Source organism: Nocardia sp. 348MFTsu5.1 (genome assembly GCF_000383535.1).
GTDB lineage: Bacteria > Actinomycetota > Actinomycetes > Mycobacteriales > Mycobacteriaceae > Williamsia > Williamsia faeni.
In genome coordinates this window covers 97,217-117,010 of sequence record NZ_KB911518.1, presented here as the reverse complement: position 1 = coordinate 117,010, position 19,794 = coordinate 97,217, and the positions used below count along the sequence as shown (strand labels likewise).

The following is a 19,794-nucleotide window of genomic DNA, read 5'->3' as shown; positions in this document are numbered from 1 at the left end:
GGGAAATTTCGCTGAAATGCACTTTGAAATGCGCAATCAGGATGCGGCACGTGCCACACCCCCCAGCCCTGGAGGTCCAGCAGCCGAGGCGAGGACAAAGTTGAGCTCCCTGGTTGTCCAATTTGATCGATGATGCGACTATTTCCCGCCGATCTTCAGCGGAGCACACCGACACGATCGGCAGGAGCACCTAACAGCAACGGCAGTCGTGCGGGCCCTCGCAGAAACAGCCGCTCATATTCAATCGGCTCGTCCGGAAGTCGCATGTCGGGAAACGCCTTGAACAGCGCTGGCAACGCGATACTGGTCTGCAAGCGCGCGAGGGCGGCTCCCAGGCAACGATGTGCGCCGCCACCGAACCCGATCGCCTTCCCGCTACGTCGATAAAGATCCAGCACGTCCGCTGATTCGTATTGTTCTTCGTCGCGATTCGCAGAGCCCAGCAGACAAAACACCATGTCCCCGACCTTCATCTCCTGGCCTCCGTACTCAACGCCTTCGGCGGCGACCACACGGGGATGAAACTGCAGCGACGAGTCATATCGCAAGACCTCGTCGAATCCGGTTTCCATGATGTCGGGGTCTAACCGAACCTGAGCGGCTTGCTCCGGGTGCTGCAACAGCGCAATCGTGGAGTTCGCCAGAAGGTTGGCGTTCGTGTCTTCGCCGCCGAGATAGAGCAGAACGATGTTTGCCACAATCTCATCGTCGGACAGGCGGTCACCGTCGACCTCGAAATGAACCAACAGGCTGATCATGTCAGTCTTGTCGAGCTCTCTGCCTCGACGGTCCCTGATGTGTTCGAGGAAGTAGGCAGCAAGCTCTTCTTCTCCGCGATTAATCTCGATCAGCTCTTCCTTCGATACATCCGGTTCATGTATGCGTTGATGGCGTGTCGTGCGCTCGTGACAGAAGTCGTCGTCTTCTGCCGGCACGCCGAGCATCGAACAAATCGTTCGCACCGTCATCGGATAGCAGAACTCAGATACCAGATCGACATCCTCGCGACCCTTCAGCCCATCGAGCAGCCTTGAGCAATTTGCCTCTATGGACGACCGGAGCGCCTCCAGAGACACCCGATTGAACGACGGCATCAAGAGCTTGCGGAGACGCAGGTGGCCGGGTCCTTCCAAAACGATCAACATACGACGGATCTGTTGGAAGACAATCAATTCTGGCAGTTCATCCTCCCATCGCATCAGGTACTCGTGGACCAACCGCGGGTCCTTCAGCGCTTCAAAACAATCGTCGTAACGGGCCAGCGTCCAGCCATTCATCGTTTCGTTCCACTGGACTGGGGCTTCGCTGCGTAGTCGTGCGTATCCCGCGTATGGGTCGTTGCGGTCGGCAGACTCTGCGGGGTCAAAGAGCATGGTCATGGATTGAAACCTTTCGTTGCGATCTCGAACTGCATCAAACGGAGTCCACCTCCGCTGTTCGTCGGCGTGCACTTCGATCCCTACGACAGGTGTGGTACCCGGGCATCTTCCCCGCAGTACCAACTACTCGAATAGTCGATTGTCGTATGCGCGACCGTCGCCCCAAGAATCCTCGCACGTATCCGCCTGCCAATTGCGCGGAATGACGCATTGGCCCCATCAGGCGACCGGCGCCCGTCGTCCACCACGGCGCTTACCCCACCAAGACCTAGGGTGCCATTACGCTGGTATTATCCGGAAAAAGCAACCTGGTACCAGGGTCATCACACCGCCCTGTCACGTGATCTGGATCTCACCCAATTTCCCAAAACCGTAGACAGCACGTCAATGGCGAATTAGTCTAGTTTCCGAGTACTTGGTCTACGACCTTCTCTACGCGCAGGGCAGATCAGTCTGCCGGACAGCGGGTGGGCAAGGCTGCACGACCCTCTTCTGCGATCGGAAGTCACTGACGATGTCCAATTATGTAATCTTCGCCCTTCTCGGCATGGGTTCGGGCGCGGTGCTCGGCATGCTTGCGATCGGTGTTCTGCTCGGCTACCGCGGCTCGGGCGTGGTCAATTTCTCGCAGGGCGCGATAGCGATGTACGTCGCGTATGTCTGGTATCAGCTCAAAACCACGGGAATCTACATGCTTCCGGTGCCCGGGCTGCCAAGCGGAATTCAGGTCGGCGACTCCACCGGAGCCAATACCGCAGTCTCACTGATTCTTTCGTTGTTGACGGCGGCGGTCCTTGGCTTGATACTCCACTTCTTGATACTGCGTCCGCTACGTACCGCCCCGATGCTCGCACGGGTGGTAGCAACAATCGGGTATATGCTGCTGCTTCAAGCCGTGGTCGGATACCGGTTCGGCACCACTACCGTGTCGGTGCCAAAGCTTCTTCCCGACACCGGGACCGTCGAAGTACTCGGCGCTCAGATCGGTATCGAACAGTTTGTCCTGGTCGGCATCAGTCTTGCGTTGGCAGTCGCGTTGGCCGCCTTCTTCCGATACACACGATTCGGTTTGGCAACCCGCGCCGCAGCCGAAAATGAGCAGGGTGCAACACTGCTCGGCATCTCGCCAGACTTTCAGGCCGGTGTCAACTGGGTGATGGCGTCCGTGCTCGCCGGTGTTGCCGGGATTCTGATCGGTCCGTTGACCCAGCTGACTCCGACTGCGTTCAGCCTCTTGATCATTCCGGCCCTCGCCGCTGCACTGCTCGGACGGTTCACCTCCTTCATTATCACCGCAATTTCCGCCATTCTGATCGGCATGGCACAGGGCTTGCTGGTCGAGTTGCCCAATCAACTCTCGTGGTTTCCCGCCGTCGGCGCACAGGATGCACTCCCGTTCATCGTGATCATCATCGCGATCGTGTTCCTCGGAAAGTCGCTTCCCACGCGCGGGATGTCCCTCGAGGCACGGCTACCGTCCGCTCCGCCACCTGGCAGAATCGGAGTATGGTCCGGTGCAGCGTTTTTCGTAGTTCTCGGATTACTGTTCCTGGTGATGGGCAGCGGCCTTCGCGTGGCCGCGATCAACTCCATCATCGCAGCACTTGTATGCCTGTCACTCGTTGTATTGACCGGTTATGTCGGACAGATCTCACTGTTTCAGCTTGCGATGTCCGGAGTTGCCGCGTACACCGTCGCGTACTTCGCGACAGACATGGGGATTCCCTTTCCTCTCGCGCCCATCATCGCCGCTCTGGTGGCATCCGTCGTCGGCGTCATCGCTGCCACACCCGCACTTCGAGTGAGAGGCGTGAACCTTGCAATCATCACACTTGCGGCTGGGTATGCCATCGAGACCTTCTTCTTCAACAATCCCAAGTACACCGGCGGGTCATCGGGCGCCACCGTCCCCCAGCCCGAAATCTTCGGTATCAACCTGGGGTTCGTCCAAGGCTCGGTGGTCGGCAGCCCGCAGTTCGGCATTATGTGTGTGGTCGTGCTAGCAATCTCCGCCCTGGGCGTGGCCAACCTTCGTCGGCGGCAAACGGGCTTGCGGATGCTGGCGATGCGCGCGAACGAACGATCATCAGCGGCCTCTGGAATCAACATTGCGTCAACGAAGTTCATGGCATTTGGGTTCTCGGCCTTCCTCGCCGGTCTCGCAGGATGCCTGATGGCATACCAGCAGACTCAGGTCAGCGGACCTTTTGACGCGCTGTCGTCGGTTGGCATCCTGGCGATCGCGTATGTCGGAGGTATCACCAGCATCTCCGGGTCCTTGGCCGCCGGGGCACTCGCCGCAGGCGGTCTGTCGTTCTACGTATTCGAGAGCTATGTCTATGCCGACAACGCTGTGGTGATCTTCAACCTCATCGCCGGACTGGGCTTGATCCTGACAGCCATCTTCAACCCCGAAGGGATCTCGGGAGCAACTCGGGACGGCGCTCGGACGATCAACCGCTTGATTCGCGGACAGTTCGCCAAGCGATCGACCACCGTTTCCGCCGGTTCAGAAGTGGTAGACCGCGCGCCAGGAGATTCATCCTTCGCACAAACCGTCGCCCATGATGACCCCTCACAGCCTGATGCCGGCGAGCGACCGACGAAGGCCCAACCACACGCCGGAGGTGTGCGCTAATATGAGTTCCCTTGTAGCACAGAATGTCACAGTGACATTTGGTGGCGTACGCGCCCTTGACAGTGTCTCGATGGAGATACCTGTCGGCAAACTGGTTGGGCTCATCGGCCCAAATGGTGCGGGAAAAACCACCTGCATCGACGCCCTGTCCGGATTCGTTCAGGCCAAAGGGTCAATAGCGGTGGCCGATCAGTCCTTGAAAGGCCTACCCGCCTACCGGCGATTTCGCTCCGGTGTTTCACGAACCTTTCAGGCGCAGGAATTGTTCGATGACTTGACCGTGCGGGAGAACCTCTCGGTCGCGTCCAGCAAGACCCGTTGGTGGTCGATGCTCACCGACATCGCACTACCGCCCCAAAAGGTCGAAACACCCGAGATCGACGCCGTTGCTGCAGAGTTTGGCCTCGAAGCGCTTCTCGACGAGTTGCCTACTTCGCTCTCACTCGGTCAGCAAAAGTTAGTCAGTGTGGCGCGAAGTGTGGTGTCGCGACCCGACTTCCTGCTGTTGGACGAACCTGCCGCCGGTCTGGATACCGACGCCACCAGGGAACTCAGTCCGCTCCTGCGCAAGATAGCGGCACAAGGTATCGGCGTATTGCTGGTCGACCACGACATGGGTCTAGTCCTCAACGCGTGTGACTACATCTACGTGCTCGAGTTCGGAAAGATCATTGCCGAAGGTACGCCTGCACAAGTCCGGACGGATCCCAAGGTCGTCGCTGCCTACCTGGGCAAACAGGAACTTCCCGAAGACATCACACAAGACGCAATCGCGTTGAGTGAAAACAGAATTCCGGACGAGGTGGCGTGAAAATGAACGAACCGGTCGTTGAACTCAAAGGCGTACACAGCGGTTACAACTCCATCTCGGTCATCCGGGGTATCGACCTCGTCGTCCAACCCGGAGAGGTTGTCGCATTACTGGGCGCCAACGGCGCAGGCAAGACTACTACGCTTCGAACGATCTCTGGCATTGTCCCGGTCTCCGAGGGAACACTCACAGTGATGGGTACGCCCATACGAAAGAATCGACCGTGGCTTGTCGCACGGCGCGGAGTTGCCCACGTCCCAGAAGAGCGAGGCCTGTTCTTCCAACTGACGGTACGAGAGAACTTGAAACTCGGTACCCGCCAAGGGAAACCAGACTACGAACGGGTCTTTAACTATTTCCCGGCCCTGGCCAAACTGTCCAACCGGAAGGCCGGGCTACTATCCGGAGGCGAACAGCAGATGCTCGCCACTGCACGAGCCGCCATCAGCGGATCGAAGCTGATCATGGTTGACGAGATGAGTCTTGGGTTGGCACCGATCATCGTGGAACGACTTCTTCCAGTCCTGAAGCAGCTGGCGGTCGATACCGGTGCAGGTATCCTACTCGTCGAACAACATATCGAGCTTGCCCTCGAAGTCGCTGATCGTGGCTACGTCCTGAGCAAGGGCGTAATAGACAGAACCGACACCGCAGAAGCCCTACTGCGTGACCGCCATCTGCTCGAACAGAGCTATCTCGGCGAGATCGTCAGCTGATCGATTCACTGCAGGACAGTCCTTGCGAGCGGCTCTACAGGCTCAACTCGACAGCACAGGCAACGAGCAGATACGCACTCCGCCAACTTGTTTCCGTCTTCAACAAAACTCCAACAGTTCATTCGGGCCGAAGAGATCGTGGTATCGATCCCGCCACCTCGACTGATTTGGTTGAGACACAAATAGGCCCCTGGCCTGCAAAAATGCCGACTAGGCCTGCTCTCAATTCATAGCGCTTTTTGGTTCTTTCCGAGGCCTCCGTCCGCAATCGATGAAGTTGACACCGGATCAGCGGCCGACACGAAGAGGTCAAATGCGGTGCGACAGCACGCTCCTGCCTCGTGGGCTGCGGAGTGATGACGATCCGCTCGCGGTGTTCAACCTGTTGGACAGCAAGCAGCGGAATCTTGGTGCGATTCGGGGAGCGGTGATCGTGGCCTCCCTCTTCATGGCCTCGATTATCGTCATGTGCACCTCTGGTCACCGAATCTCCGTCCTGAAACAGATCTGTGGCAACCCCGGGAGAGGTGCCGCCACCCCTGTCTCCGATCGCGCCGGTGATGTGGCTCAACGAAACGTGATCGCCTACCGACCCGCCGGCAACGTCGCCGGCTACTACCGCGAAACGAACCCAATGACTTCCCTCGGACACGTCGCGGCATCGCCAAATTTGCCTGTTTCCAAAGCAATCACCGTTTGTCTGGCAACGAGCGGCTGAACTCCGAACCACCTCGACAGAACACGACCGAGGGCCGCTGCGATTCAGAGCGTTGAGGCCGGTGCCGGGTTGAATCCCGGCAAGATCGTGTACCCGGCGTCCACGACGATGTTCTGAACCAGTGACCGCGTATGACCCGTCCGACGCAAGCCAGGCCGCAGTGTTGGCGATCGTCTCCGGGGGTAGCGCGCCCTGGGCGGCAAGAATCCCGAAATGCATGGCCGCCGTGCCGTAATCAGAGCGGTCCGCGCCCGGGTTACCGATGACCGCGTTCACCGAGGAGATCAGCACGATCGACCCCCGCTTGTGTTCAATCATTCGCAGCACAACCGCTTTCATCGTCCGTCAGACGCCCATGACGTCGACGTCCTGGACGTCGTCCCACGTCTTCTCATCCATCTCCCAGAACGGCGCCTAGGTGTAGATACCGGTGTTCGCCACGACGATCTCGATCTTGCCGAACATCGCCAGGCCCTCGTCAATCACCGCTTCGAGCTTCTCGGACGAGCGGACGTCGGCCTCCTTTGCCAGGATCCGGCGATCAAGTGCCTCCACCTGTTTCACCGCATCCGCAGATCGGCTGCAGTCGCGGGGGCGTACACCACGTTTTCGATCAGCTGGTCGATATCGACGCGATCACCTCGGCGCCTTCTTTCGCCCGCGCGACGGCGTGTGCACGTCCCTGCCCGCGGGCCGCGCCAGTGACGAAGGCCACTTTACCCTCCGATATGCCCATCAGTTCTCTCCCTGTTCATCGTTCTTCACAATCGTGACTGGCGTCGTCGACCAGCATCACAGCGCCGCCGATCGGTCAAAGAGCTCGCCCCCGCAGGGCGCGCGCGTACAGCAAACCGTACGAATATCAACGCCAAAGACCAGCCTCGGCAGGTATGTCCCGAACAACAGGCGTCACCCATGTCACGGACCCTGCAACGCGCCGTGGGAGCGCAAGGTGCGAGACCTTTTCCGTCACACCGAGAAGGTTCGAACCCTGCCCGAGCGTTGTCGATGGCAATGGTGGAGCGCGTTTCCGGCAGGTCAGTTCGATGTTGATGTTTCATATCCGATTGACGATCTGTGCTCGCGCGACATCACCGAGCTACGCGATCTGGAATCGTATTCTGTTGATGCCGAGAGACCATCCGGGGCACGTCGGTTGGTCGCCCGAGATCCGGCGTGACAGACTGTTCGTTGCGTAAGAAGCGTCTAACCGCTGGACGCGCGCGCCGTGGTCGCCGGCTACGCGGTCAGTTGGTGATCACGTCCGAGTGACAACCGCAGTTCCTTCGGCCCACGAACAACAAGCAGTTCATATTCAAGCTCTGATGACGCCAATGCCATCTCCGGGAAGGTTCGGAACAGCCGCGGAAGTGCCTCTCTCAGCTGCACTCTCGCCAGGGGTGCACCAAGGCAAAGGTGCGGGCCGCCTCCGAACCCGACACCGCGCTTCACTTGCCGTCGTAGGTCGATCACATCAGGGTTCTCATATTCGAGACCGTCTCGATTTGCAGAACCCAACAGGCACATAACAGTCTGGCCAGCCTCGAACGTCACACCACCGTAGTCGACATCCTCGAACACATGCCGGGGCATCATTTGAATGGAGGAGTCGAACCTGAGCATCTCTTCAAACGCCGTGGTTTCGACAACCTCCTGATCATTCCGCAGCACGTCTGCCTGGTCCGGCGATGACAGCAGTGCCAGCGTGGAATTCGCCATCAGATAAGCATTGGTGTCTTCACCCCCGAGATACATCAAAATCGCGTTGGCGACGATCTCCTCCTCGGAAAGCTGCTCCCCATCGACCTCCGCCTGCACGAGGAGAGTGATCAAGTCGTCCTTAGGGTTCTTCTTTCGGTCCTGGACGTGCTCAGCAAAATAACCAGCGAGTTCGACCGTGTTATCACTGATCAACTGCAATTCAGCATCCGTGAGGTCATGCTCGTGTAGCCGCTGCACAGTGCTCATCAGGCGATAACAATAGTCAATATCGCTCTCAGGAACGCCCAGCATCTGACAGATCGTGCCCAGCGTGATCGGAAAGCAGAACTCGGAAACGATGTCCACCTCGTCACGCCCTCGCAAGTCATCGAGAAGGGAATCGGTCATGGCCGCAATTCCGGGACGGAGGTCCTCCACAGCTTTCCTCGTGAACACCGATGTGAACAGCCGCCGAAGCCGCAGGTGCGGCGATCCGTCCTGAAAGATCATCATCGCCTTGTGGACGGCCACCAGAGGTAGGTTGGGATGGTCCGCCTCCCAAGCGAACGGATGTGCCTTACCCATGCGCTTGTCACGCAACAGCTTCAAGCAATCTTCATTGCGAGCGATGGTCCAGAACCCCGCCTCATTCCAGGCGATGGGAGCCGTCTCGCGAAGTTGTGCGTACGCGGGATACGGGTTTGCCTTCACGGCCGGTGATGTCGGGTCGAAATCCATGAGCTGATCTCCAATCGGTGAGGGGCGAAAGCAATTGACTTGCCAAGAGTGGAAGTCGACCCTCACCCATCCGCCACGCGAATGCGCGGTGCCGATGACGGGTGCCACTCCTGGTCGCCCAGAGAAGAGCCTAAGTACTCTTGCAATAAATAGTCGCACTTTCGACAAACTGAAATAAGAAACCACCGCGCCCAGGCATTCGTGTGATCGACTCAGATCAACCCAGCGCCGGCATCGACGGCCAGACTCACTCCGGTGATATATCGAGCCTCGTCAGAGTGCAGGAACAGCACCGCGTTAGCGACATCAACAGCTTCAACCCATGGGACACCGAGAAGGTTTTTCGCCCGTGCCGCGTGGTCGAGATTCTCGTCCCCGCCGGCGTTTTCACTCATGAGGCGTCGCGTCACCTCATTGGTGATCATGTGTGTGTTGGTGCTGGTCGGATGGACCGAATTGCACCGAATCCCGGAGGGAGCCAGCTCGATTGCCAAACTTTTCATCAGCCCGACCTGGCCGTGTTTGGCCGCAACGTAGTGGGCGATATAGGCCTCAGCTCGGAGACCTGCAGTCGAACTGGTGAGAACGATCGAACCAGCGTCGGATTGGGTGAGGAATGGCGCGGCTGCCCGCACCGTGTTCCAAGACCCGGTGACATGGACGTCCATGACGTCCGCCCATTGCTCGGACGTCAGATCGAGAACACCGCCATAAGACACCAGCCCGGCATTGGCGCATACCAGGTCGAGACCACCCAACTCCTCGACGCCGCGTCGTACTCCCTCGGCGAGTGCTTCAAGATCCCGGACGTCTGCGCGTGCTGTGACGACTCGCCGCCCGAGTGTCCGAACATCTGCGGCAGTCTGCTCCAACTCGACGCTTGTACTCATTCCGTACAGTGCGGAGTCGACATTGGCGCACAGATCAACTGCGATAATGTCAGCACCCTCTTCAGCCAAACGCAGAGCGAACGCTCGCCCAAGTCCTCTGGCAGCACCGGTGATCAGCGCTACCTTGCCGTCAACTCTTCCCATTTCACAACACCGTCCTAAGTTCTCGTGAGTACTTAGACGGTGCCACAGATATTTGTCTTGCGATGGAATATTGAGCAATAGAATAATCGGGCCGGACTTGAGCCCTCCCCCTGCCACCGCGCCGACCCGACAATGAGGTCAGGCAGGCGTTGCCCGCAGCGGAACATCCGAGTCACCCGCGGCGGAACGCAGGCGACCCAGCACGTCGACCAGTTCACGTTGATCGTCCGCGGAGCTTCCACCGAATCCGAAGTCAATGGTCTTCAACGACTCCGTCACCACCGAAACGAGTGCACGTCCGTCCTTCGTGATCGAAATAACAGTTGCCCGCCGATCGGTTGGATGGGGATTTCGAGCGATCAGACCGCGCCCCTCCAGTCGGTCCGTCGCCAGTGTCGCAGTGGTTGCGTGCACCATCAGAGCCTTGGCGAGCTGACTGATCAACCGAGTGCCGGTCTCACTCAGCAGGAGTGTCATCAGAAGCATGTAGTCGGTGATGTTCAGTTTGTGGCTGCGTAATTCGGCCTCGACGGCATCCGCCATGAGCCGATGGAACCGCAACACCGAACTCATCGCGATGAATGCGTCCTCGGAGTCCCCCATTCCGTGCCTTCGCCAGAAGTGCCGCGCCCAGTCAACTGGGTCGTGGAAGCTGTCGCCACCATTGCCGTCACCCGCCGCTCGTTTGGCCATGTTCTCCCCTTTGCTCAAATATGTGCGTTCAATTTCGCCGTAACTGTCTACGATCAAAATATACAGGCTGCGAGGTAGCTGGTACGGCAACCCAGCAAGTCTTGCCGTGAAAACGGTCACGCGAACAGGCAAATCGCCTAGACTGGGTGGCTTTATACCGTCACGCCACCCTCGTCACCCCGTCGATATCGCACACCGATCGACGGGTTGACATGGCATTCACACTGAGAATACTCTAGTGCACGACTAATGTTGATTCTGGACGACTCGATCGTCGCGCACGTTCAAAATCGTCCTGTCGCCACTGAGGCAGCCCCCAGCGAACAAGCAGGCTGCGTCGATAATGAGGAGTTCCAAAATGGGTAGTCTTGACAAGTTAGTGGCCGTCGTCACCGGATCGGGGCGGGGAATCGGGCGCGAGCACGCGCTGCTTTTGGCCAGCGAAGGCGCGGCAATCGTCGTAAACGATCTCGGTGGTGGGCGCGACGGCACGGGTTCCGAATCCTCGCCCGCGCAAGACGTCGTCGACGAGATCATCAAGGCCGGCGGGCGCGCCGTGGCAAACGGCGATGATGTCTCGGATTCCGCAGGGGCTCAACGCATCATAGACACCGCCGTGGCCGAGTTCGGTCGCCTCGACATCGTTGTCAACAACGCCGGAATCCTGCGCGACCGCGTCCTCGTCAACCTCACCGACGACGACTGGGATCTGGTCATGAAGGTCAACACGCGTGGCACTTTTGCTGTTCTCCGCGCTGCCGCGAACTACTGGCGAGACCAGAGCAAGGCAGGACACCCCGTCAGTGCGTCGGTCATCAACACCTCGAGCGAATCCGGTGTTTTCGGCAATCCCGGACAGGCGAACTACGCCGCGGCCAAGGCTGCAGTCGCTTCACTTACACAGGTGGCGGCCAAGGAACTCGATCGATACGGGGTCCGCGTCAATGCCATTTTGCCCCAGGCCCGGACTCGGTTGACAGAGGCCACCTTCGGAGATGCCCTTTCGGCAAGCGAGAACAAATTCGATCGTTGGGATCCCGCAAATGTTTCACCGTTCGTCGCCTATCTCGCTTCTCCGACAACACAGTTGAGTGGAGAGGTCTTCATCGTCGGAGGCAGTCGCGTGCAACGTGTGAAGCCCTGGGAACGCGACCCCGAGTGGAAGTTGCAGACCGACGGACGTTGGACTGTCGCTGACCTGGAGAAAGCCGTCTCTGACGCCGGGATCCCGACAGGACAGAGCTGGACTGCGAACCCGAACAAGGCATCCAAATGAGCACCTCGTCGACCGAAGAGTCGCGTTCTTCTGAAGCCCGCATGCCAGAAGCCGTCATCGATGACGCGATGATCGAATCGATGAAGGCGAAGGCCGGGGTCGATCTACGAATCAGCCATTCGATCAACAACGAAGAGGTCACTCGCATCGCGGTGGCCAAGTTCGCCGGTGGTATCGGCGACATCAACCCGCTGTGGACTGATGCCGAGCATGCAACGGATTCCGACTATGGCGCGCCGGTGGCCCCGCCGTCCTTTGTGATCGGATGTTTTTCTGGTATCCAGTTCGGATGGCCCGGGTTGGGTTCGTTCCACTCGTCGACCGACATGGACCTTCTTGCTCCGATCTACCAGGGTGATGTCATCACGGCTACCTGCCGTTACGACGGATTCACCGGACCTCGACCATCCACCTTTGCCAATCAGATGGTGACTGACAACTTCACGAATACCTACACCAATCAGCGTGACGAGAAGGTCGCTGAAATTCGTTGGCAGGTTGTCAACTACGAGCGTGCAACTGCACGATCCGCATCGAAGACGAAGCGGGAGCCACTGGTACTGCCGCACCCGTGGAAACTCGAAGAGATCGAAGCAGTGGAAGCCAAAGCGCTGGCAGAGAAGCCGCAGGGTGCCGCGCCCCAGTGGTGGGAGGACATCCAACCGGGCGATCCGATCTCGTCACTGACCAAGGGGCCGATCGGTCTCACGGACGAGGTCGCATTCATCGCCGGTGGCGGCACCCCGATTCCGCGACTGAAAGCGCACGCAGCCGCACTCGTCGACTACGCCGAACACCCCGCGTGGTCGTTCCGAGACCCGGTCACCGGTGCCCAAGAACCGATCTACGCTGTCCATTACAACAACGCAGCAGCACAGGCGATGGGCGTCGCGTACCAGTACGACGTGGGCTTCCAACGTCAATGCTGGCAGATCCAGCTACTCACCCATTGGATCGGCGACCAGGGATGGGTTAAGCACCTCGATTCCCAGTACCGCGGATTCGTCTATCTGTCGGATGTGATCGAGCTCGGTGGTGTCGTCGACAGTAAGGAGATCGATGCCGACGGCGAACATGTCGTCCACATCAGCACGTTCGCGCGCAATCAGCGCGGTGGGGACGTGATGCCGGGTCACGCAACTGTCGCGCTGCCGTCCCGTGAGATGAATGTCTCGCCGGCCGGAAGCAGGGCAAGGGTTCCCTCGTGACCACCTTCACAGACGAGCAACTCGAGTTGAGATCGGCCATCCGTCGCGCAATCGACGCAAGCACGGGGGTCCGAGCGTTCTTACAGGACACAGAGTCGGACACCGTCCCTCATGATGCTGAGCTGTGGCGTGTTCTCAGCAAAGAGATCGGCGTGAGCAGTTTGCTCGTCCCGTCGTCCGCGGAAGGTTCCGAGGCGACGTTCGCCGACGCCGCGATCGTTGCGGAAGAGCTGGGCGCGAGCCTGTCCCCCGTCCCATTCCTTTCCACCGTCGCGCTGACGACTTCTGTACTGCGTCTGAGCACTGGTGCCGGCTACACGAGTGGTCTGCTGCACCGAATCGGAATGGGTGAAACGATCGCCACGGTCGCCTGCTTTGATACGTCCGGCTCTTGGGACCGATCATCGCAAGATCTTGTCGCTACTGCCGATTCAGGTGGTTGGTCGTTGACCGGGAGCAAACGGTTTGTCCTCGATGCGGGCGTCGTCGACGTTGTTTTGATGGCGGCCGCTACGCCCGACGGCTCGAAGTTGTTTGCGGTCGAGACCACCACACCAGGCGTCTCAGTGGCATGGAACACGTCGCTGGACAAGACCCGTGCCTTCGGTTCGGTTGGTGTGAGCGGCGCGCGTGCCGAGCTCATCGAGTTCGACGGCGATGTTGCAGATCAACTCGAGATCGCGAGGGATATGACGCTTGCCCTGCTCGCCGCAGAGCAGGTTGGCGCCGCGCAACACTGCCTCGACGGTGCTGTCCAGTACGCGAAGCAGCGCGTTCAATTCAACCGCAAGATCGGCAGCTTCCAGTCGATTAAACACTCTCTGGTCAATATCCTGCTGAAGGTTGAGTTCGCGCGGTCTGCGGCGTCCGAGGCTGTGGCAGCGGCGGACGCCTACTTGCTCGATCCCGGGCCGACCAACAGGGGGAATTTGGGTCTGCTTTCGGCCATCTCCAAATCAGTCTGCTCCGATGCGTTCATGTTCGCAGCGGATGAGACCCTGCATGTGTACGGTGGTCTCGGGTTCACCTGGGAACACGACTCCCACCTCTACTTCCGACGTGCGAAGGCAACTGAGTTGATGTTCGGATCACCTGCGGCATATCGCGAGAAGGTCGCGCAGACCGCAGGCCTGATCGGGGCGCGATGAGTTCGGTATTGGTCGCGCGGTCGACGGGCGTCGTCACCGTGACGATCGATCGCCCCAGTCGCCGCAATGCGATCACCGGGCCAGTCGTGGAAGAACTCCTCGGGGTGTTCGAGGAAATCGCCCGCACGCCCGCTGATCGTGCGGTGATACTTACTGGTGCGGGTGGATCCTTTTGCTCTGGAATGGATCTCTCCGAGCCAGTGTCACCAGATCCACTGACTTTCATGACCAGAGTCGGACAGCTGTGCACCATAATCCACGACCTACCGCGGCCCGTCATCGCCAAAGTAGATGGTCCGGCAATGGGATTCGGTTGCAATCTCGCGCTGTGCTGCGACCTTGTGGTCGCATCATACAATGCGACATTCGGCGAGATATTCGCTGATCGAGGTATCGCGTTAGACGGTGGCGCCTCATGGTCACTACCTCGACTGGTCGGGATAGCCAAGGCGAAGGAACTCGTGTTCTTCGGCCGGCGGGTTTCAGCCGACGAAGCCGAGCGAATCGGGCTGATCAACCGGGTAGTCGGCGAATCCGAGATCGACGACGCTGTCCGCACATGGGCCCAGGATCTCGCAGATGGCCCGACCCTTGCTTTGTCCATGATGAAATCGGCCCTGAACAACTCCTTTGAGAGCTCGTTCAAGCGGGCGATCGATTCTGAAAGTCTGAATCAGGCAGTCGCATTCGGAACCACCGAAGCCAAAGAGGCCGGACGAGCGTTCGCACAGAAGCGCTCGCCCCGCTTCCGCGCTGTCGAAGACGACCTCAGCTGACTCGCGGTGGCCTTCGAGATGAAGGCCTCCGCGAGGCTGCATTGTCAGTTGGTCTGCCATCCAAAATTCGCTGAGAGTCCGCAGTATCTGGGACATGGGCCCTACTAATCGGTTAGTGAGTTCGACATGCAACTCGATTGTCGGATGACCCGCTTCCATGCCGTTAGGCGGTTGTCCCGGCAGTCGTCGACATGTGCCTTCACGAAATAGTCATGGAGTTCACCGTCGACCTGAACTGGGATAGGCCTCGCTCTGGTAGCGCACCCAATTTGCGAGCCAGTTCCATTCCAGTGGTAATCATTTCAGCTCTGGCTACGACGTCATCGACAAGTCCGACGGCACAGGCATCCTGTGCATTGATCCGCTGACCGAAGAGACACAGGCGCCGTGCAGTACTCAGACCAACCCGACACACCAACAGTTGCAAGGTGTGGGGCCCGATACGACCCCCGAGACTCAGTTGAGGGAATTGAAACCAGGCATCGTCGGCGGCGAGTATGTAATCCGACCTGAGAGCGAGTTCGACACCGCCACCGACCGCAGCGCGGTGCACGCAAGCGACAGAGGGCAACCTCTCGGGTAGCTCGGTAAACAGTGACCCAAGCTCGCTCACGTATTGCCGGAACTCCACTTTCGTCAGTTTCGCCAATTCATCGTGGTCGCCCCCGGCACAGAAGTTCCTGCCCTCCGCCGAAATCAGGAGACTCCTTGTCTCGTCAGAGGTTTCGATGGCTGACCGCAGTTCCCGCACCATCTGGGGCCCGAGCGAATTGTTGCGTCCAGGATCACAAAGCTGAATATGACGAACAGTGCCTGTCGCACCAGAGCGCAAGAGCGAAGGCCCGCGCACGACGCCATCATCGTTCATCTCGCGGGCCGGCCCTGCGCAAACTCGTGGCGGCCAATCACCATTCGCAACACTTCCGAAGTACCTTCACCGATCGTGAAGGCCTGACAGTCCCGGAAGAACCGCTCGATGGGCATTTCATTGGTGAAGCCGATACCGCCGTGAAGGTGCAACGCGGCGGCGGTGGTGGCGACTGCGACCTCTGAGGCAAACACCTTCGCGACAGCGGCTTCGACCGTGCACCGCTGTCCAGCATCGAACATGATGGCCGCGCGTTCGGTCAACAAGCGCGCTCCGTCCAGTTTGATGCGCATATCAGCGACCGCTGCGAGGATGACGTCGTTGTCGGAGAGCTTGCGGCCGAAAGACGCACGGTCAGCCAGGAACTCGACCGCGGAATCAAGGGCGCGTTGGGCGATCCCCACACACATCGCGGCCACGCCCGTGCGGCCGAACTCGACCATTGCCATCATTTGGTAAAAGCCCCGCCCAACTTCCCCGAAGACGTCTGCGTCGGGCACAAAGCAGTTGTGCAAGGTGAAGTGGCCCACCCCCGCACCCTTGAGGCCGAGTGTCTCGTAAGTCCCACCGAAGTGAAACCCAGGATTGTCCCGGTGGACGACAAACATGGACATCGCGCGCCGTGGCGGTCCATCGGGGTCGCTACGTGCCCCAACGATGAGGAAGTCGGCGTTGGCCGCGTTATCGATCAGCCGCTTCGCGCCGGCCAGCAGCCAACCGCCTTCGACCCGAACTGCCGTGGTCCGCAACGCAGCCGCATCAGACCCACCGTGGGGTTCGGTCCAGGCCACCGCGCCCATCGAGCGACCGGTGGCGATCGCAGCGAGCAACTCCGACTGCTGATCCTGAGTCCCGAACTTGCTCAGCAAGATGCCGCTCAGATTCGTCCACGTCGCTGCCACCGCTGCGGTAGGCCAGACCCGTGCCAGTTCTTCCTGCTGAACAGAAAAGGCGCGCAGTCCCTCTCCAGTTCCGCCGAACTCGAGCGGCAGGGCACGACCAAAGCAACCCGCGTCAGACATCGCTGCCAGGGCAGGTGGTGGAATGGTGCCGGTCGACTCGGTTTCGTGGATGAACTCTGACAGCCGAGAACCAGCAAGCTCCTGGATTCGTTGTCGGAGTGCAGACAGGTAGCTGGCCGTTATCGGATCGACCGTCATGCCGATTCCTCAGATCCGCTCGATGATGGTCGCAGTGGCCATGCCACCACCGGTGCACATGGTGATCAGGCCCGTCCTGAGGTCACGGCGCTCCAGTTCATCTAGTATCGTCTGGAAGAGCATGGGGCCGGTGGCCCCGATCGGGTGACCGAGTGCGATGCCGCCACCGTTCACGTTCACACGGTCTTCATCGATCTTCAGATCTCGGATCACCTTCAACGGTACGGCCGCGAACGCCTCGTTGATTTCCCATAGGTCTATATCGGACACGGCCATACCGGCTTTGGCCAGAACCTTCTCCGAGGCCGGGCCTGGAGCAGTCAACATGATGACCGGATCTGCGCCGGCGACTGCCACCGAGGTGATACGAGCGCGCGCTATGAGCCCGTGGGCTTTCGCATAGTCATCGGACGTCAGGAGGACCGCGGACGCCCCATCGACGACGCCCGACGAGTTCCCTGCATGATGGACATGGTCGACACTGCCAACTTCTGGGTACACCTGGGTGCACATCTGGTCATAACTCATACCGCCATCACGAACTTTGGAACCTTGCCTTGCAAACGACGGAGTCAGTGCAGCAAGCGATTCCACGGTCGTTCCGGCCCTCGGGTGTTCGTCGCGATCAAGTGCGACATTACCGTCGGCGTCCAAGATCGGAACCACGCTGCACTTATGCCTGCCGTCGGCTTGAGCAATGGCCGCCAGGTCTTGACTACGTGCTGCGAAAGTGTCTACCTCAGTCCTCGAAAATCCTTCCCGAGTCGCGATGAGATCGGCTGAAATACCCTGCGGAACCAATGGATGCAGCTCGAGAAGATGGTCATTTCCAGCCGAGGTGGGCGTTGCCACACCTCCAACATACCGCGACATAGACTCGACGCCGCCGGCTACAACCACGTCTTGCCACCCAGCCCGTATGCCCATCGCCGCGAACATGATCGCTTGCTGTCCCGACCCGCAGAACCGGTTGAGCGTGACACCTGGTACCGTCACCGGCCAGCCCGCCGCCAGGACGGCCAACCTGCCAATGTCGTTGGCATGGTCGCCTGACGGATCGCCATTGCCGATGACAACATCCTCTACATCGGCGACCGCAATTCCAGTCTTCTCGACGAGTGCATTGAGGACCTGCGCGAGGACTTCCTGCGGATGAATTCCGTGGAGCCCACCCGTGGGTTTGCCCTTTCCACGTGGGCTTCTGACACCATCGACGATCACTGCCTGCCGTACCACGGCAACTCCTTCGTCCCGCCCTCTGTCGCACCATCTTTGACACGAACCAGTAAAGGCTTATTGCAAGATTGATTTTCGTTGTTCCGGATTTGTTTCACTACTTGGCGATGACGGCAGGATCTCCCGACGTCCACCAAAGTTCGAGTGAGCGCGCGCTGATTCGCCAGCCGTCTGCGGTGCGGACCAGCCTGTCCGAATACTGCCCAGCCATGACGAAATTCCACGATGGTTTGGCGTCGTCACGGAGGTGCTGGGCTTGCAAGTAGCACACGCTGGTGGCCGAGTCACCGTCGACCTTGATCACATGATTGGTGAGAATGTGCTGTGTCTGGGCCAAATGGTCCATCCCGCCACTCACCTGCTCGATGATCGCGTTCACACCCTCACAATCGGGAATCACCCCGTAGTGCGCCACCGCGTCCCGGGTGAAGCACTCGCGAAGCTGCCGCCAATTCTTGGTGTCAAGCGCGGTGGCGTATTTGATCGTGACGTCCTTGATCGCTCTCTCGTCGAGTATGCCTTGCAACTCAGCGTTCACGGCTACCTGACTTCACTGACATGATGCTCGAAAAGCGGTGCCATACTGGCCCCTACGTCCTTCGGGACGAGATACCCGTCTTCGTCCAAGATCTCCGCCTCGCGGGCCGCAATGTTCTCGATTGTCGGGTTTTGCTCGAAGATGCCCTTTGTCTCTGCGATGAACACCTTCGTAACCAGCCCACCTGCCGTCCCGAAGACCTGCCCCGTCACCGCCGTGTCCTCGTGGGACAGCCAGGCAACAACGGGCGACACCTTGGCCGCATCAAGGGCGTCGGCACTGGCACCATTGAACAATTTTCCGAGCAGGTTTTCCGTCATGCGCGTATAGGCGGCCGGGGAGATCGCATTCGCCGAGATCCCAAATCTCGCGCCCTCGATCGCCACTGTCCGGGTGAAGCCCACGATTCCGGCCTTTGCAGCCGAATAGTTTGCCTGACCGAAGTTTCCGTACAGGCCGGCCGGCGACGCGGTGTTGACGAACCGGCCGTACCCCGTTTCTCGCATGTGTGCAAATGCCGCCTGGGTTACCAGAAATGTCCCCAGGAGGTGCACATCCAGAACCGCTTGAAAGTCCTTCGGCTGCAGTTTGAGAAGTGACTTGTCGCGCAGGATGCCCGCATTGTTCACCACGATGTCCAGACCACCGAAGGCTTCGAGCGCGGTCGCAATGACCCCCGCCGCGCCCTCGGGCGTCGACACTGAGTTCATATCCGCCACCGCCGAACCACCCAGCGCGGTGATCTCATCGACCGCACGCTGCGCTGCGCCGCGGTCGCCGCCGTCACCGGTCACCGAACCGCCGATGTCGTTGATCACCACGTGTGCACCTCGGGCAGCGAGCAGCTTTGCATGCTCGAAACCCAGACCACCTCCGGCACCGGTGATTACCGCGACCCTGCCATCAAAGCGTTTCTCGCTCAAGTGAATCGAAACTCCTTCTTGCTGTAATGATGGAAGACTTACTCATCGATGAGCGAGATTGCCCGCTCCGGACAGTTCTGGACCGCATCTCGAACCGATGCCAGGAGCTCGTCGGGCACAACTTGATCTTCGATGTCGAGGAAGCCCTCGTCGCCCAGTTCGAACAATTCAGGTGCGAACCCGACACAGCGGCCGTGGCCAGTGCAGAAGTTGCTGTCTACGCGGACGATCAT

The 19,794-nt window shown here is 59.4% G+C and carries 20 protein-coding genes; 8 read left to right on the top strand and 12 right to left on the bottom strand.

Going from position 1 to position 19,794, the window contains the following annotated elements:
• Positions 1 to 155: 155 nt before the first annotated feature.
• Positions 156 to 1,379, bottom strand: a complete 1,224-nt coding sequence (locus H290_RS0118890; RefSeq protein WP_020108392.1) for a cytochrome P450 — start codon at positions 1,377 to 1,379, stop codon at positions 156 to 158.
• 514 nt (positions 1,380 to 1,893) lie between these two features.
• Between H290_RS0118890 and H290_RS0118885 the strand changes: the two genes are divergently transcribed.
• The 4 genes from H290_RS0118885 to H290_RS0118870 all read left to right on the top strand — a co-directional run bounded on the left by H290_RS0118885 (position 1,894) and on the right by H290_RS0118870 (position 6,262).
• Positions 1,894 to 4,017, top strand: a complete 2,124-nt coding sequence (locus H290_RS0118885; protein ID WP_081631638.1) for an ABC transporter permease — start codon at positions 1,894 to 1,896, stop codon at positions 4,015 to 4,017.
• Between the two features lies 1 nt (position 4,018).
• Entirely contained in the window at positions 4,019 to 4,828 is an 810-nt protein-coding gene (locus H290_RS29200) for an ABC transporter ATP-binding protein (RefSeq protein ID WP_051122111.1), read from the top strand.
• A 2-nt stretch (positions 4,829 to 4,830) separates the two neighbouring features.
• Positions 4,831 to 5,544 carry an ABC transporter ATP-binding protein gene (locus H290_RS0118875; RefSeq protein WP_020108389.1) on the top strand — a complete coding sequence of 238 codons (714 nt, stop codon included), beginning with the start codon at positions 4,831 to 4,833 and terminating at the stop codon, positions 5,542 to 5,544.
• A 313-nt stretch (positions 5,545 to 5,857) separates the two neighbouring features.
• Positions 5,858 to 6,262 carry a hypothetical protein gene (locus tag H290_RS0118870; RefSeq protein ID WP_020108388.1) on the top strand — a complete coding sequence of 135 codons (405 nt, stop codon included), beginning with the start codon at positions 5,858 to 5,860 and terminating at the stop codon, positions 6,260 to 6,262.
• 414 nt (positions 6,263 to 6,676) lie between these two features.
• Here the strand turns inward: H290_RS0118870 and H290_RS31260 are convergent, their stop codons facing one another.
• From H290_RS31260 to H290_RS0118845, 5 genes are all read right to left on the bottom strand, one after another.
• Complete coding sequence (locus H290_RS31260; protein ID WP_196809585.1) at positions 6,677 to 6,817, bottom strand: hypothetical protein; 141 nt, start codon at positions 6,815 to 6,817, stop codon at positions 6,677 to 6,679.
• 58 nt (positions 6,818 to 6,875) lie between these two features.
• Positions 6,876 to 6,998, bottom strand: coding sequence for a hypothetical protein (locus H290_RS31955; protein WP_255327767.1), 123 nt, complete (start codon positions 6,996 to 6,998; stop codon positions 6,876 to 6,878).
• A 503-nt stretch (positions 6,999 to 7,501) separates the two neighbouring features.
• A complete protein-coding gene (locus H290_RS0118855; protein WP_020108385.1) occupies positions 7,502 to 8,701 on the bottom strand; it encodes a cytochrome P450 in 1,200 nt (399 codons plus the stop codon).
• Between the two features lie 212 nt (positions 8,702 to 8,913).
• Positions 8,914 to 9,735, bottom strand: a complete 822-nt coding sequence (locus H290_RS0118850; RefSeq protein ID WP_028463380.1) for a mycofactocin-coupled SDR family oxidoreductase — start codon at positions 9,733 to 9,735, stop codon at positions 8,914 to 8,916.
• Between the two features lie 138 nt (positions 9,736 to 9,873).
• Positions 9,874 to 10,428, bottom strand: coding sequence for a MarR family winged helix-turn-helix transcriptional regulator (locus tag H290_RS0118845; RefSeq protein ID WP_028463379.1), 555 nt, complete (start codon positions 10,426 to 10,428; stop codon positions 9,874 to 9,876).
• Positions 10,429 to 10,786: 358 nt separating this feature from the next.
• Between H290_RS0118845 and H290_RS0118840 the strand changes: the two genes are divergently transcribed.
• The 4 genes from H290_RS0118840 to H290_RS0118825 are packed head-to-tail and all read left to right on the top strand — an operon-like array spanning position 10,787 to position 14,836.
• Entirely contained in the window at positions 10,787 to 11,704 is a 918-nt protein-coding gene (locus tag H290_RS0118840; RefSeq protein WP_028463378.1) for an SDR family oxidoreductase, read from the top strand.
• Positions 11,701 to 12,912 carry a MaoC family dehydratase N-terminal domain-containing protein gene (locus H290_RS0118835; protein ID WP_020108381.1) on the top strand — a complete coding sequence of 404 codons (1,212 nt, stop codon included), beginning with the start codon at positions 11,701 to 11,703 and terminating at the stop codon, positions 12,910 to 12,912. The genes H290_RS0118840 and H290_RS0118835 overlap by 4 nt, the downstream gene beginning before the upstream one ends.
• On the top strand, positions 12,909 to 14,060 hold the full coding sequence (locus H290_RS0118830; protein ID WP_020108380.1) for an acyl-CoA dehydrogenase family protein: 1,152 nt from the start codon (positions 12,909 to 12,911) through the stop codon (positions 14,058 to 14,060). Before H290_RS0118835 ends, H290_RS0118830 begins: the two co-directional genes overlap by 4 nt.
• On the top strand, positions 14,057 to 14,836 hold the full coding sequence (locus H290_RS0118825; RefSeq protein WP_020108379.1) for an enoyl-CoA hydratase/isomerase family protein: 780 nt from the start codon (positions 14,057 to 14,059) through the stop codon (positions 14,834 to 14,836). The genes H290_RS0118830 and H290_RS0118825 overlap by 4 nt, the downstream gene beginning before the upstream one ends.
• A 199-nt stretch (positions 14,837 to 15,035) precedes the next feature.
• Here the strand turns inward: H290_RS0118825 and H290_RS32070 are convergent, their stop codons facing one another.
• From H290_RS32070 to H290_RS0118795, 6 genes are all read right to left on the bottom strand, one after another.
• Positions 15,036 to 15,704, bottom strand: a complete 669-nt coding sequence (locus tag H290_RS32070) for an enoyl-CoA hydratase/isomerase family protein (RefSeq protein WP_081631637.1) — start codon at positions 15,702 to 15,704, stop codon at positions 15,036 to 15,038.
• Positions 15,701 to 16,864 (bottom strand): acyl-CoA dehydrogenase family protein, encoded by a 1,164-nt coding sequence (locus H290_RS29190; RefSeq protein WP_020108377.1) that lies wholly within the window; start codon positions 16,862 to 16,864, stop codon positions 15,701 to 15,703. The genes H290_RS32070 and H290_RS29190 overlap by 4 nt, the downstream gene beginning before the upstream one ends.
• Before the next feature lie 9 nt (positions 16,865 to 16,873).
• On the bottom strand, positions 16,874 to 18,100 hold the full coding sequence (locus H290_RS0118810; RefSeq protein ID WP_051122110.1) for an acetyl-CoA C-acetyltransferase: 1,227 nt from the start codon (positions 18,098 to 18,100) through the stop codon (positions 16,874 to 16,876).
• 97 nt (positions 18,101 to 18,197) lie between these two features.
• On the bottom strand, positions 18,198 to 18,638 hold the full coding sequence (locus H290_RS0118805; protein WP_020108375.1) for a nuclear transport factor 2 family protein: 441 nt from the start codon (positions 18,636 to 18,638) through the stop codon (positions 18,198 to 18,200).
• A gap of 2 nt (positions 18,639 to 18,640) precedes the next feature.
• Complete coding sequence (locus H290_RS29185) at positions 18,641 to 19,561, bottom strand: SDR family NAD(P)-dependent oxidoreductase (protein ID WP_020108374.1); 921 nt, start codon at positions 19,559 to 19,561, stop codon at positions 18,641 to 18,643.
• A 38-nt stretch (positions 19,562 to 19,599) separates the two neighbouring features.
• On the bottom strand, positions 19,600 to 19,794 hold the full coding sequence (locus H290_RS0118795; protein WP_028463376.1) for a ferredoxin: 195 nt from the start codon (positions 19,792 to 19,794) through the stop codon (positions 19,600 to 19,602).